The sequence below is a fragment of the Bradyrhizobium sp. HKCCYLS3070 genome (genome assembly GCF_051167575.1).
Taxonomy (GTDB): Bacteria; Pseudomonadota; Alphaproteobacteria; order Rhizobiales; family Xanthobacteraceae; genus Bradyrhizobium.
The window spans coordinates 13,533-26,060 of record NZ_JBNPTI010000006.1; the positions used below are offsets into that span (position 1 = coordinate 13,533).

Genomic DNA, 12,528 nt, shown 5'->3' on the forward strand with positions numbered 1-12,528 from the left:
GCATGTATGTTGCCGTCAAGGGTGGCGAGCGCGCCATCGAGAACGCGCACCGGCTGCTGGCGCATGAACGCCGGGGTGATCGCGATGTGCCCGAACTTTCGCTGGCGCAGATCTCCGAGCAGTTGGGGCTTGCCGTCGATCGCGTGATGGCCGAGGGCTCGCTGTACGACCGCGAGCTCGCGTCGCTCGCAATCAAGCAGGCACGCGGTGATCTGATCGAGGCGATCTTCCTGGTGCGTGCCTTCCGCGCGACCCTGCCGCGCTTCGGTGCGACCGAGCCGGTCGACACCGGTGCGATGCGGGTGCAGCGGCGCGTCTCGTCGACCTTCAAGGACATTCCGGGCGGCCAGGTGCTCGGGCCGACCTTCGACTATACGCATCGGCTGCTCGATCCGCAGTTGGCGGCCGCCGCCGAGCCGGAGCCGCCGGCCCGTGCCGAGGCGCCGAATGCGCCGACGCCACGTGTCACCGATATTCTCGGCCAGGACGGGCTGATCGAGCCGTCGCCGCAAGCCGATGTTGGCGCGCCGGTCGGCGATCTCACCCGCGATCCCCTAGGCTTTCCCGCCGATCGTGATCTGCGGTTGCAGAATCTCGCACGCGGTGATGAGGGCTTTCTGCTCGCGCTCGGCTACTCGACCCAGCGCGGCTACGGCCGCAACCATCCCTTTGCCGGCGAAATCCGCTTCGGCGAAGTCGAGGTCGAGTTCGTGGCCGAGGAGGTCGGGTTCGCGGTGCCGCTCGGATCGATCGAGCTGACCGAATGCCAGATGGTGAACCAGTTCAAGGGGTCGGCCACCGAGCCGCCGTGCTTCACGCGCGGTTACGGTCTCGCCTTCGGCCAGAGCGAGCGCAAGACGATGTCGATGGCGCTGGTCGACCGCGCCTTGCGGGCGCGTGAGCTGGGTGAGGATGTGATTGCGCCGGCGCAGGATGAGGAGTTCGTGATGTCGCACTCCGACAATGTGCAGGCGACCGGGTTCGTCGAGCATCTGAAGCTGCCGCACTATGTCGACTTCCAGTCCGAGCTCGGCCTGCTGCGCAAGCTGCGCCAGGAATTCGCCGAGGCCAATGCCGTTCCCGAATTGAAGGAAGCTGCGGAATGAGCGCGCCGACCTACAATTTCGCCTATCTCGACGAGCAGACCAAGCGGATGATCCGTCGCGCCATCCTGAAGGCGATCGCGATTCCCGGCTATCAGGTGCCGTTCGCGAGCCGCGAGATGCCGATGCCCTATGGCTGGGGCACCGGCGGTGTGCAGGTCACCGCCGCCATTCTCGGTCCCGACGACGTGCTCAAGGTCATCGATCAGGGATCGGACGATACGACAAATGCGATCTCGATCCGCAAATTCTTCGCCAAGACCGCGGGCGTCGCGACCACGACGTCGACGGAAGAGGCGAGCGTGATCCAGACCCGGCATCGCATTCCCGAGGCGCCGCTTCACGAGGGGCAGGTGCTGGTCTATCAGGTGCCGATCCCGGAGCCGTTGCGCTTTCTCGAGCCGCGCGAGACCGAGACCCGCCGCATGCATGCGCTGGCCGAATATGGCCTGATGCACGTCAAGCTCTATGAGGACATCGCACGCTTCGGTCACATCGCGACGTCCTACGCCTATCCGGTCAAGGTCAATGCGCGCTACGTGATGGATCCGTCGCCGACGCCGAAGTTCGACAATCCCAAGATGGACAATTGCCCGGCGCTGCAATTGTTCGGTGCGGGACGCGAGAAGCGAATCTATGCCATTCCGCCCTATACGCCGGTCGTCTCGCTGGATTTCGAGGACCATCCGTTCACGCGCTACAAGTTCGATGCACCCTGCGCGCTGTGCGGCGCGGAGGATTCCTACCTGGACGAGATCGTGACCGACGACAAGGGCAGCCGCATGTTCGTCTGCTCCGACACCGATTACTGCGAGGGCCGCCAGGCGTCCGGACATCGTGGCGAGCAGAGCGCCGCCCCGCACAAGGAGAGCGCCCATGGCTGAGATGATCAGCGCGTCCGATCAGCCGCTGCTCGTCGCGGAAGGGCTTGCGAAGAGCTACGGCCGGTTGGCAGCCTGCCGCGACGTCTCCTTCGTGCTCTATCCCGGCGAGGTGCTCGCCATCGTCGGCGAGTCCGGCTCGGGCAAATCGACACTCCTGCAGATGCTGTCGGCGCAACTGGCGCCGACGTTGGGCCGCGTGTCCTATCGGATGCGGGACGGGGTGCTGCGCGATCTTGCCGGCCTTGGCGAGGCGGAGCGCCGTTTTCTGTTCCGCACCGATTGGGGCTATGTCCATCAGGACCCGACGCAAGGCTTGCGCATGGCGGTCTCCGCCGGCGCCAATGTCGGCGAGCGGCTGATGGCGGTCGGCTGGAATCACTACGGTCAGATCAGGCAGACCGCCTCGTCCTGGCTCGCGCGCGTGGAGATCGACGTTGCCCGCATCGACGATGCGCCGCGGACCTATTCCGGCGGCATGCGGCAGCGGCTGCAGATCGCGCGCAATCTGGTGACCGAGCCCAGGCTGGTGTTCATGGACGAGCCGACCGGAGGCCTCGATGTCTCCGTGCAGGCGCGCCTGCTCGATCTGATGCGCAGCCTCGTCAACGAACTCGGCCTCGCCGCCATCGTCGTGACCCACGATCTGGCCGTGGCGCGGTTGCTGTCTCATCGTGTGATGGTCATGAAGGAGGGGCGGGTGATCGAGACCGGCCTCACCGACCAGGTGCTCGACGATCCGCGCGAGCCGTACACACAGCTCCTCGTGTCCTCGATCCTGCCGCCATGATGCAATTGGGCCCAATGCGATGACCGTGACGATCGATGTCGAGAATGCAGAGAAGACCTTCACCATGCATCTGCAGGGCGGCATATCGCTGCCCGTGGTGCGCGGCGTGTCGTTCCAAGTCAAGGCCGGCGAATGCGTCGTGTTGTCGGGACCGTCGGGTGCTGGCAAGTCGTCGATCCTGAAGATGATCTTCGGCAACTACCGTTGCGATGGCGGACGCATCGGCGTCCGGCACCTCGGCGAGATGACCGATCTCGCCGGCGCCGAGCCGCGCCTTGTCCTCCATGCGAGGCGGCAGACCATCGGTTATGTCAGTCAGTTCCTGCGCGCGGTGCCGCGCGTCCCTGCGCTCGATGTCGTTGCCGAGCCGCTGCTCGCGGCCGGCCTGCCGCGCGACGATGCGAGGGTGCGAGCGGGGGGACTGCTGCGGCGGCTGAACATTCCCGAGCGGCTGTGGTCGCTGCCGCCATCGACCTTCTCGGGCGGCGAGCAGCAGCGGGTCAACATCGCACGCGGCTTCATCTCCGATGTCCCGGTGCTGCTGCTCGATGAGCCGACCGCGTCGCTCGATGCGGCGAACCGTGCGGTCGTGGTCGACCTGATTGCGGCGAAGAAGAAGGACGGGGTGGCGATGCTCGCGATCGTGCATGATGACGATATCCGTGCGCAGATTGCGGATCGCATGGTCGACGTCATGACATTCGCCGCGGCGGCGTAAAGGGACAAATTGCAGATGAGCGCGAACATGTCCGATCTCGTGATAGGCAATGCCAGGCTGGTCCTCGCCGACCGGGTCGTCGAGCAGGGCTGGGTGGCGATCGCCGGAGGCCGGATCGCGGAACTGGGCGAGGGGGCGGCGCCGGCCGGCAGCCTGGATGCCGGCGGCGACCTGCTGATGCCCGGGTTGGTCGAACTGCACACCGATCACCTCGAGGCGCATTTCGTGCCCCGCCCCAAGGTCTATTGGGATCCCGTTGCTGCGGTCATTTCCTATGACGGGCAACTTGCGACCGCGGGCATCACGACGGTGCTGGATTCGCTGCGGGTGTGGAGCGAGGAGGGCGCCGAGGGCGTCGACGGCCAGGCCAATGTGCTCGCGGAAGCGATCGCGACGGCGCGCGACGGCGGGCTGCTGCGGTCCGATCACTTCCTGCATCTGCGCTGCGAGGTGCCGATGCCGACCGTGGTCGAGGAGGCGCGGCAACTGGCGGGGCGTCCGGATGTGCGGCTGATGTCGCTGATGGATCATACGCCCGGGCAGCGCCAGTTTCGCGACGAAGGCAAGCTGCGCGACTACTATCGCGGCAAGAGCGGCGGCAAGACCGATGCGGAGCTCGACGTGATGTTCGCACGCCGCTTCGCCTATCAGCAGGCCTATGCGGCGCCGAACATGCGCGACATCGTTGCACTGGCGAAGACCCATGACGTGCCCCTGGCCAGTCACGATGACACGACGGAGGAGAACGTCGCCGATGCAATCAAGGACGGCATCGCCGTCGCGGAGTTTCCAACCACGATGGAAGCCGCGCGGGGCCTTCACCAGGCGGGCATCAGCATTCTGATGGGCGCTCCGAACGTGGTGCGCGGCGGGTCTCACTCCGGCAATATCGCCGCCGTGGACCTGGCGCACGAGGGCCTGCTCGACATTCTGTCGTCGGACTACGTCCCGTCGAGCCTGCTGATGGGCGCGCTGCAATTGCCGCAGCGGGTGCCGTCCATCGGTCTTGCGGCGGCCGTCCGCACCGTCACCAAGGCCCCTGCGGACGCCGTCGGCCTGCATGATCGCGGCGAGATCGCGGTGGGCAAGCGTGCGGACCTGATCCGCGTCCATGTCGCGGGCCAGTTGTCGGTCGTGCGCAGCGTCTGGCGGGAAGGACAGCGGGTGGCATGAGCGAAACCGAGGTTGCATCGGCGAAGACGCCCGCGAAGCTCGGTCCCGGCCGCCTGATCCTGGTGGTCGGGCCGAGCGGCGCGGGCAAGGACACCTTGCTCAATGTGGCGCGCCGCGAATGCGCTGGCGACGACCGGATCGTTTTTCCGCGGCGGATCGTCACGCGCGAGGCCTCGGCTTTCGAGGATAATCTCGAGATGAGCGCGTCCGCTTTTCGTGAGGCGCTCAGCGCCGGTGAGTTCGCGCTGCATTGGGAGGCCCACGGACACGACTACGGCGTGCCGCGCGCGATCAAGAATGACATCCTGGCCGGCCGCATCGTGGTCGTGAACGTCTCGCGAACGATCATTCCCGCCGCGCGGCGGGACTATGCCGACGTCATCGTCATCGCCATCACTGCGCCGGCGGATGTTCTCGCCGAACGGCTCGGCAAGCGGCACCGCCCGAGTGACGGCGATATCGGTGAGCGTCTTCACCGGGCGGTGAGCGAGGACGCCGCAGCGGACGTCACGATCGTCAATGTCGGCGATCCCGAGCCGCACGGTCACAGGCTGGCGAACATCATCAAGCGACCGATCGACGCAGAACCGATCGGATCCGAGGGAGGAAGCGGCCATGTCGATCATCACCACGATTGAGCAGCTCGAGGCGATCTATGGCGAGACGGGGCTGGCATCGACGGCGAAGGTGGCTGATCGCGTGACGCCGCACTACCGGATCATGATCGAGAAGTCGCCTTTCGTGGCGCTGGCGACGTGTGGTCCCGAAGGTCTCGACTGTTCGCCGCGCGGCGATCTTCCCGGCTTCATCCGCATCCATGACGACAAGACGCTGATGATGCCGGATCGCCGCGGCAACAATCGCGTGGATTCCTTGCGCAACGTCGTGCGCGATCCGCGGATCGCACTGCTGTTCCTGATTCCGGGATCGGGCAACACGCTGCGTGTGAACGGGCACGGTCACCTGTCGACCGCTCCCGATCTGTTGGAGTCGTTCCGGATGGAAGGCAAGCTGCCGCGCTCCGTCCTGGTCATGACGGTGGGAGAGATCTACTTCCAATGTGCGCGCGCGATCGTTCGTGCCGATCTCTGGAACCCGGACAAGCGGGTCGACCCGCAGCAACTGCCTACGCCGGGACAGATCCTTGCGGCGATGACGGCCAACGACATCGACGGCGCGGCGTACGATCGCGAGTGGCCCGAGCGTGCGCGGAAATCGATGTGGTGAATTCGGAGCGCGGCTCTTCAAAAAAGGGGAGGCCGCGCTCCTAAAGATCAGGCTGCGACATCGAGCAGGCGTGAGGATCCCCTGACGAGCACCTTGCGGCCGGCCATTGTGAGTGTTGCCGCGCCATTGTCGATGGAGGCGAGTCCAAATGCAGTGAGCTCGTCGACAATCATGCCGTTCAGCCTGCGGCGTTCACGCGCGGGAATGCGAAGCGCCTTCAGCGTCTCCCATTGGTCCGGCGTGAGTTCGTGTTCGAATTCCGCGTTCATGCTGCCTCGAATGTTGACGTCCGGCACTCGTCTTAGAAAGTCCGCGTGACGAAGATGCGACCTTCATGCATCCGTACTGATACGGTCCACGTCATTACGCTCGAACCCGCCCGCGATTAATTCAAATTTGAATGATCGCGAATGTGGTGCTGCATTGCAGCTCGCCGTGTTGGTAGCGGTGAACGATCGTCCGTCGTTAACAGATAATTAAGCCATGTGGGCAGCGCACAACGGTAACGCCGCTGTCACATCGGTGTGTCAAACGGCGCCATCGTCCTGCTCGAATCGGCCGGCGCATGTTTGAAGCGAAACACGTTGAATGGCTGACCTGACCGACGTTCCGCCGCTGCGATCGAACCGCAGAATCTGGTTGCGCAGTCTGGGCGGACTGGCCTTGAGCCTCTCGATTGCAGCTGCGGCCGTGTATGTCCTGGCACGCGCCGTCAAGAAGCTCGACCTTGCTCATGTTCTGTCGATCGTCGAGGCCACGGACCTTCATCTGATCGCGATGGCGCTGGCGTTCATCGTCCTCTCCTACGCCAGCCTCACGCTCTACGACCTGTTCGCGTTGCGGACGATCGGCCGCCGGGACATTCCCTATCGCGCCGCCGCGCTCGGCAGCTTCACGAGCTACCCGATCGCGCACGGCATCGGTGCGGTCGCGCTGGTCTCGCCGCTGGTGCGATATCGGATCTACGCGCCGTACCGGCTCGGTGCGATCGACATTGCCAATATCAGCTTCCTGACCGGCCTGACCTTCTGGCTCGGAAATCTCACCGCGCTCGGCCTGAGCTTGATGATCGATCCGGATGCCTTCGGATGGATGGAATATTGGCCGCCGGCGATCAACCGTCTCGTTGCCGCGGCACTGCTTTGCGCCGTTGCCGCCTTCGTCGTGTGGAGCTGGCCCGGGCGGCGAAGTGCGCGCTGGCCCGTTCGACTGCCGTCCGGGCCCGCCGTGCTGCTGCAGATCGTGGTCGGCCTGTTCGAGCTCAGCGCCGCGGCGCTGGCAATGTACGTCCTCATGCCGCCGGAACTCGGCATCGACCTCGCGCGGCTGATGGCGGTCTTCATTGCCGCGACCTTGCTTGGATTTGCCAGCCATGCCCCAGCCGGCATCGGCCTGTTCGACGCAACGATCCTGCTGGGCCTGGGCGGCGTTGACCAGGAGCGCCTGCTGGCGGCGCTGCTGATCTTCCGCGCGCTCTATCACCTGTTGCCGTTTGTGCTCGCCCTGGTCGTGTTCGGCAGCGTCGAGCTGTCGCGCTCCTGCCGGAGGTCGTCGATGGTGTCAGACCGGCGAGTTCAGCTTCAACCCGATCATGCCGGTGATGATCAGCGTGAGGCAGATCAGCCGTGTCGGGTCCGCCGGCTCGCTGTAGAGGATCATGCCGGCGAGGATGCTCCCGGCCGCGCCGATCCCGGTCCATACCGCATAGGCGGTGCCAAACGGCAGTGAGCGCAGCGCGAGCGACATCATCGCGAAGCTGAGCAGAATGGCGATCACGGTGGCGACGCTGGGCCAGAAGCGCGTCAGGCCGTCGGAATGCTTCAGGCCAAGCGCCCAGATGATCTCGAGAGCTCCGGCCGCGAACAGAGCTAGCCAGCCGTTCATGAGGGCCGCGCGCCCAACGGTGTAACATCGCCCACAGATCCGAGGCGGGCCTCGCGAAGCCGCGGATCGCCTGCACCGAGCAGTCCGGCCATTTCGTCATCTCCGCGCCGGTCGAACCTGCCGTCCATCTGCATGGTTTGCGCGACGCGCATATGACAAGCTGGGCGCGCGTCGGGTCTATCTCTCCTCCATCATCGTGAATACGAATCCTGTCAGCGTTGCGCCGACAGCAAAGGACAGCGTCAATACACCGACGAAGATCACGAGCGTCGCGTGCGGATCGACACTGTGGGCGATCAGGGTCGAGATGCCGAACGCATCCAGTTGGGTCAGCCCGAAGGCGAAGCCGAGCCCCATGGCGATGCCCATCAAGGTGTGGCAGGCCAGCTCGATCAGCATGGCCGGATTGACTACTGCGCTGCGTCGTTTGGGCGGCATGGGCTCGGACTCCACGCTATGGCCGATGAACGCTGGAACGGTGAACGTTGTTCCTGTGCCGGCTGGCAAAGCCGATTGCCAAACCGAGCCGACAGCGGCTACGGATGACCGAGGTTCGGTCGCGGAAAAACAAAGCTCGAACGGCCCGCAAGGGGGGCCGGCGCGCGGCCGAGCGGCGCAGCGTCGCGCGATCCGACAGGGAGGATAACCCATGACGAACGCCATTCGTTTCCACAAGACCGGCGGTCCCGAGGTTCTCGCTTGGGAGCAGATCGAGGTCGGCAAGCCCGGCCCCGGCGAGGCGCGTATCCGCCACACGGCGGTCGGGCTCAACTTCATCGACATCTACAATCGTTCCGGGCTCTATCCGGTCCAGCTTCCGAGCGGACTGGGCAGCGAGGGCGCGGGTGTGATCGAGGAACTGGGCGAAGGGGTGACGGACCTGAAGGTGGGCGACCGGGTCGCCTACGGCTCGTCGCCGCTCGGCGCCTATTCAGAGGCGCGGCTGATGCCGGCCGCGCTGCTGTTGAAACTGCCCGACGAGATCGACGACAAGACCGCCGCTGCCATGATGCTCAAGGGCCTGACCGCCCAGTACCTGATCCGGCAGACCTACCGCGTCAAGGCGGGCGAGACCATCCTGCTGCATGCCGCCGCCGGCGGCGTCGGCCTCATCCTCAGCCAGTGGGCCAAGCATCTCGGCGTTCACGTCATCGGCACCGTATCCAGCGATGACAAGGCGCAGCTGGCCAAGGCCCACGGCTGCGAGCACACCATCATCTATACGCGGGAGGACTTCGTCGCGCGCGTCGGCGAGATCACCGGCGGCAAGAAGGTGCCCGTGGTCTATGATTCCGTCGGCAAGGACACGTTCCTGAAATCGCTCGATTGCCTCGCGCCGCTCGGCTACGCCGTGCTGTTCGGCCAGTCCTCCGGCACGGTCGATCCGCTCAATCTCGGGCTGCTCGCCCAGAAGGGCTCGCTGTTCGTGACCCGGCCGACGCTGTTCACCTACGCCGCCAAGCGCGAGAGCCTGGTCGCGATGGCCAACGAGCTGTTCGACGTGGTCAAATCTGGCGCGGTGAAGATCGAGGTCAACCAGACCTATCCGCTCAAGGAGGCGGCCCGGGCTCACGCCGATCTCGCGGCACGCAAGACGACCGGCTCGACGGTCTTTCTGGTCTGATCTGGCGCGTCCTCCGGTCGCGAGATCCCGATAGGGCCGGCGCAGCCGGGTCAAACCCGCTCGTGCTTGCGCAGGTCGCGGAGGTGATCGGACCGGGCGGCCTGCAGGTCGGCGTCCCGCCCATCGATCTCGGGCAGGGCGGCTTCGGACATGATGTCGGCCGTGACGTCGGCAACCGACCGGTCGACGATCTCGTGGATGAAGCTGACGTTCGAATATTCCCCCGACGCGATGCGCGCAACGACGTCGCGCCGGGTCATCTCAGGATCGACCACGGCCTCGCGTCCGCGCCGGCCGTAGTCGATCATCACGACGAAATACTGCATGGAGCGCCGGTTCGCCTTCGGCTGACTGTGATCGCTCCATTATTTCTTTAAATCAGAATTTTGTCAAGACTGATTCGGTCCACCCTCGTCTCACCGACTCCATCCCCAGCCTGCGCGGCCGCGACCACGCCGGTATCAGCGCAGAGATAGTCCAGGCGATGTGACGTGGCGTGCGGAAGCATGTTCCCGCACGCCATGAGGACCGCGTCATCGCCCATCACTGCACGTTGAACGTCGCGCCGGGACATTCGGTGGTCACGCTGATCGGGATCGCCTGCGCCGCCGCCGCGGTCGGCTTCGGCTTCGCAACCACCTTCCAGCGGCCGGGCTTGTTCAGCCAATATCTGTGCCTCGATGTCGCAATGCGGCGCTCGGTATAGGTCGTGCCCTTCCAGATCAAAGGGCCCTTCGGCTTCGGTGCCGCGACCTCATGCCACGGTCCGAACTCGCCGAAGTCCATGAACCACAGATGCCATTCGAGCTTCTGATATTCATGATGGGACGCGACCACCTCGACGATGGGGCGACCGTTCAGCCACGACACCTCGTCCTCGAGTGGCTTGATCTGCTGGCAACGGGTATGCAACGGCTCCTGAACGCGAAGCAGATCGTCTCGCTGGCTTTGCGTGAGCATCGCCGAGGTGACGGGCAGTCCCACGTTCGGATCATCGGCCGGATATGAGCAGATCGGCACCGTCGGCGGCCCCTGGCCCGTCCAGGGATTGTTGCTGCAATAGACGCGCCTCGTCACCGACGAAATGCCGGTGGTCGCCGTTTCCTCCGCCTTTCCGGTTTCCCGGTCCCAGACACCGCTGAACGTCGTCTTTTGATTCGGCGGACAGGCCACGGTCTTGTGGGCCGTCCACCAGTGCGAAACCTCGAATTCATAGTACGAGTAGCGCGGCTCTGGATACAGCACGGCTCTGACGCTGGTCAGCGCGTGGTGCGCTTCGCACGCCGTTCCATAGGTATCCAGCCAGCACACGAGGTGGAAGTTTTCGTTCGGCCAGCATCCCGCACGCGCCGACGACGTAAAGCCGAGTGCGGCGATCACCAAGGTAAAGGCAAGAAGATATCTCCGCATGGCGTTTCCCATGATGGCGTTTCCCCCATGTCCTGCCTGTGCAGCCACAGGTTGAAGATGAGTTTGCTCCGGCGCGGCGCCTGGTCGTTGATCGGGATCAATCCGCTTGCGCGACGCCGTCAACGCCGGCCGGACGTCGGCGATGACGCGATGGCACAGCGGGTCCGCTCGCTGGCGGCCCGTGGATCGTCGGGGCGGGTCACCGCTTGGAGCCGAGATAGCGGAAGACCAGCCTGTCCCACCGCCGCCTCCGAATGCCGACTGCTACGTCCATCGCGATGAGCTGCGGGTCGAGGACTGATCCGGGCGCCGGGCGCGGCTGGTGGCAAGGCGTCACGCCCGTCGGGCGAATCAGGGTCGATGCGCCCGCACGATGGTCCGTTCATGGCCTTCGATCGCCTGCAGACGACGTGTGCGGAAACGCTTGTTTTGGGCGAGGCTTCAACGCATTGCCCCGGTCTGGCCTGCCGGGCCGAAAAATTCTTCTTTCTCTTTTTCAGAATTCATGATTGTCTACGCACATCCCGCCTCATGGAGAGAGGCGTATCGCGGTCGTCACGACACGTGGAGGCGGGGAGTGATGGGCGAGCCGGTTTGCAGCGTGGTCATTCGCGCCGACGAACAACACCGGCTCGTACGGTCAAGTCGCGTGGTCCTGATACCCCGATGCCGGTATCAAGCCTGCGCCGGCGCTGACAGCGCCGCGTGGGTGACGGTGACCAACAAGCCCGGCGCACCGGGGAGAACGCGAAGCAGCCGTGAAAACCATCGCGCAGGGAGGGCCGGATCGTTCCGGCTGGACCTGTGGTACCTGCCGCCTGCGTTTTTTGAGCAGGCGGGCCACGGGCCTCAGTCGAGGTCCGGCCTTCCCTGCACCCTCTCGTTTGAAGAGGGTGAGACCACTGTATCACTCGGACGCCTGGGCGCCGCGAGGCTAAGGACGCACATCCCCATATGTCGCTCAGAATTGTCGATCACGACGGCGCCACAGGCGCGGGGCCTACCCTCCCTTGGAGGCGGGATGCAGGGAGAACGCCGCGGCGTTCCCCCTGCATCCGGCGTCGAGTCTTACTTGTTCGCCGCGCGGGCGCGCGACTTGGCGGCCGCCTTGGCGCGGATCCGCGAGATCTGGCCGCGTGGCAGGGTGACGAAGATCTCGCCGATCCAGTCCAGCTTGACCCCCACGATCGGCTTGGCGTTGAAGCTCTTCAGATTGACCACGGACGGCGATTTGCCGCGTTCAATCGTCTTCAGGTAGCGCTCGCCGGACTTGAGGCGTACCACCGCCTCCTCGCCGTAGAAGCTCGACAGCGGGTGCCGCTGCTCGCGGTAGACCACGATCACGTCGCCATTCTCGTATTTCGGCAGCATCGAATCGCCCGTGACCTCGAAGGCGATGGTCTCCTCGGAGATCGGGAAGGGCAGGGCGACCTCGCCGAGGCCCTCGACGGGCACCTGCTCGTAATCCGGCTCGATCACCGAGCCGGCGCCGACCCGCCCCATGATGGGGACGGAATTGAGCTCCAGATATTCCGTGATGAGCGGAATCTCGGCCGCCTTGATCAGGCGCTGGCCGCCGAGGATCTCGGAGACCGCGCCCGGCCGCACGCCCATGGCGCGGGCCAACCCTCCTTTCGTCTTTCCCGGCTTCTCGAGTGCACGCTCGATCATGGCAACGTCCAACATGGCTTTGACCTCTTTTGCGAATCTCGGAAGGG

At 65.1% G+C, this 12,528-nt stretch carries 14 protein-coding genes; 8 read left to right on the forward strand and 6 right to left on the reverse strand.

Translation table 11 applies throughout. The features are described 5' to 3' along the window. Positions 1-2: 2 nt before the first annotated feature. Genes ACQR03_RS19955 through ACQR03_RS19985 form a run of 7 tightly spaced genes read left to right on the forward strand, consistent with a single transcriptional unit; the run spans position 3 to position 5,892 of the window. Complete coding sequence (locus tag ACQR03_RS19955; RefSeq protein ID WP_434841784.1) at positions 3-1,106, forward strand: carbon-phosphorus lyase complex subunit PhnI; 1,104 nt, start codon at positions 3-5, stop codon at positions 1,104-1,106. Then, positions 1,103-1,987 carry an alpha-D-ribose 1-methylphosphonate 5-phosphate C-P-lyase PhnJ gene (locus tag ACQR03_RS19960; RefSeq protein WP_316166105.1) on the forward strand — a complete coding sequence of 295 codons (885 nt, stop codon included), beginning with the start codon at positions 1,103-1,105 and terminating at the stop codon, positions 1,985-1,987. Before ACQR03_RS19955 ends, ACQR03_RS19960 begins: the two co-directional genes overlap by 4 nt. Continuing rightward, positions 1,980-2,774: a phosphonate C-P lyase system protein PhnK gene (phnK, locus tag ACQR03_RS19965; RefSeq protein ID WP_315825148.1), complete on the forward strand. Its 795-nt coding sequence runs from the start codon at positions 1,980-1,982 to the stop codon at positions 2,772-2,774. The genes ACQR03_RS19960 and phnK overlap by 8 nt, the downstream gene beginning before the upstream one ends. A 19-nt stretch (positions 2,775-2,793) precedes the next feature. Beyond that, positions 2,794-3,492 carry a phosphonate C-P lyase system protein PhnL gene (gene phnL / locus ACQR03_RS19970; protein WP_434841785.1) on the forward strand — a complete coding sequence of 233 codons (699 nt, stop codon included), beginning with the start codon at positions 2,794-2,796 and terminating at the stop codon, positions 3,490-3,492. 15 nt (positions 3,493-3,507) lie between these two features. Then, the gene (locus tag ACQR03_RS19975) at positions 3,508-4,665 is read left to right on the forward strand and encodes an alpha-D-ribose 1-methylphosphonate 5-triphosphate diphosphatase (RefSeq protein WP_316166107.1); all 1,158 of its coding nucleotides are present in this window, start codon (positions 3,508-3,510) and stop codon (positions 4,663-4,665) included. Then, positions 4,662-5,303, forward strand: a complete 642-nt coding sequence (gene phnN, locus ACQR03_RS19980) for a phosphonate metabolism protein/1,5-bisphosphokinase (PRPP-forming) PhnN (protein ID WP_434841786.1) — start codon at positions 4,662-4,664, stop codon at positions 5,301-5,303. The genes ACQR03_RS19975 and phnN overlap by 4 nt, the downstream gene beginning before the upstream one ends. After that, the gene (locus tag ACQR03_RS19985) at positions 5,281-5,892 is read left to right on the forward strand and encodes a pyridoxamine 5'-phosphate oxidase family protein (protein ID WP_315752888.1); all 612 of its coding nucleotides are present in this window, start codon (positions 5,281-5,283) and stop codon (positions 5,890-5,892) included. Before phnN ends, ACQR03_RS19985 begins: the two co-directional genes overlap by 23 nt. Positions 5,893-5,939: 47 nt before the next feature. Here the strand turns inward: ACQR03_RS19985 and ACQR03_RS19990 are convergent, their stop codons facing one another. From ACQR03_RS19990 to ACQR03_RS20000, 3 genes are all read right to left on the reverse strand, one after another. After that, entirely contained in the window at positions 5,940-6,161 is a 222-nt protein-coding gene (locus ACQR03_RS19990) for a hypothetical protein (RefSeq protein ID WP_315713638.1), read from the reverse strand. A gap of 1,291 nt (positions 6,162-7,452) precedes the next feature. Further along, positions 7,453-7,776, reverse strand: coding sequence for a DMT family transporter (locus ACQR03_RS19995; RefSeq protein WP_315713012.1), 324 nt, complete (start codon positions 7,774-7,776; stop codon positions 7,453-7,455). Positions 7,777-7,953: 177 nt separating this feature from the next. Then, a complete protein-coding gene (locus ACQR03_RS20000) occupies positions 7,954-8,214 on the reverse strand; it encodes a hypothetical protein (RefSeq protein WP_315825146.1) in 261 nt (86 codons plus the stop codon). A gap of 211 nt (positions 8,215-8,425) precedes the next feature. Here ACQR03_RS20000 and ACQR03_RS20005 point away from each other — a divergent pair, with 211 nt between their 5' ends. Then, positions 8,426-9,400, forward strand: coding sequence for a quinone oxidoreductase family protein (locus ACQR03_RS20005; protein ID WP_315752890.1), 975 nt, complete (start codon positions 8,426-8,428; stop codon positions 9,398-9,400). Between the two features lie 50 nt (positions 9,401-9,450). Here the strand turns inward: ACQR03_RS20005 and ACQR03_RS20010 are convergent, their stop codons facing one another. The 3 genes from ACQR03_RS20010 to ACQR03_RS20020 all read right to left on the reverse strand — a co-directional run bounded on the left by ACQR03_RS20010 (position 9,451) and on the right by ACQR03_RS20020 (position 12,496). Beyond that, on the reverse strand, positions 9,451-9,726 hold the full coding sequence (locus tag ACQR03_RS20010; protein WP_315713008.1) for a hypothetical protein: 276 nt from the start codon (positions 9,724-9,726) through the stop codon (positions 9,451-9,453). A 217-nt stretch (positions 9,727-9,943) separates the two neighbouring features. Beyond that, the gene (locus ACQR03_RS20015) at positions 9,944-10,933 is read right to left on the reverse strand and encodes a hypothetical protein (RefSeq protein WP_316192889.1); all 990 of its coding nucleotides are present in this window, start codon (positions 10,931-10,933) and stop codon (positions 9,944-9,946) included. Positions 10,934-11,878: 945 nt separating this feature from the next. Next, positions 11,879-12,496: a LexA family transcriptional regulator gene (locus tag ACQR03_RS20020; RefSeq protein ID WP_315713004.1), complete on the reverse strand. Its 618-nt coding sequence runs from the start codon at positions 12,494-12,496 to the stop codon at positions 11,879-11,881. Positions 12,497-12,528 lie beyond the last annotated feature (32 nt).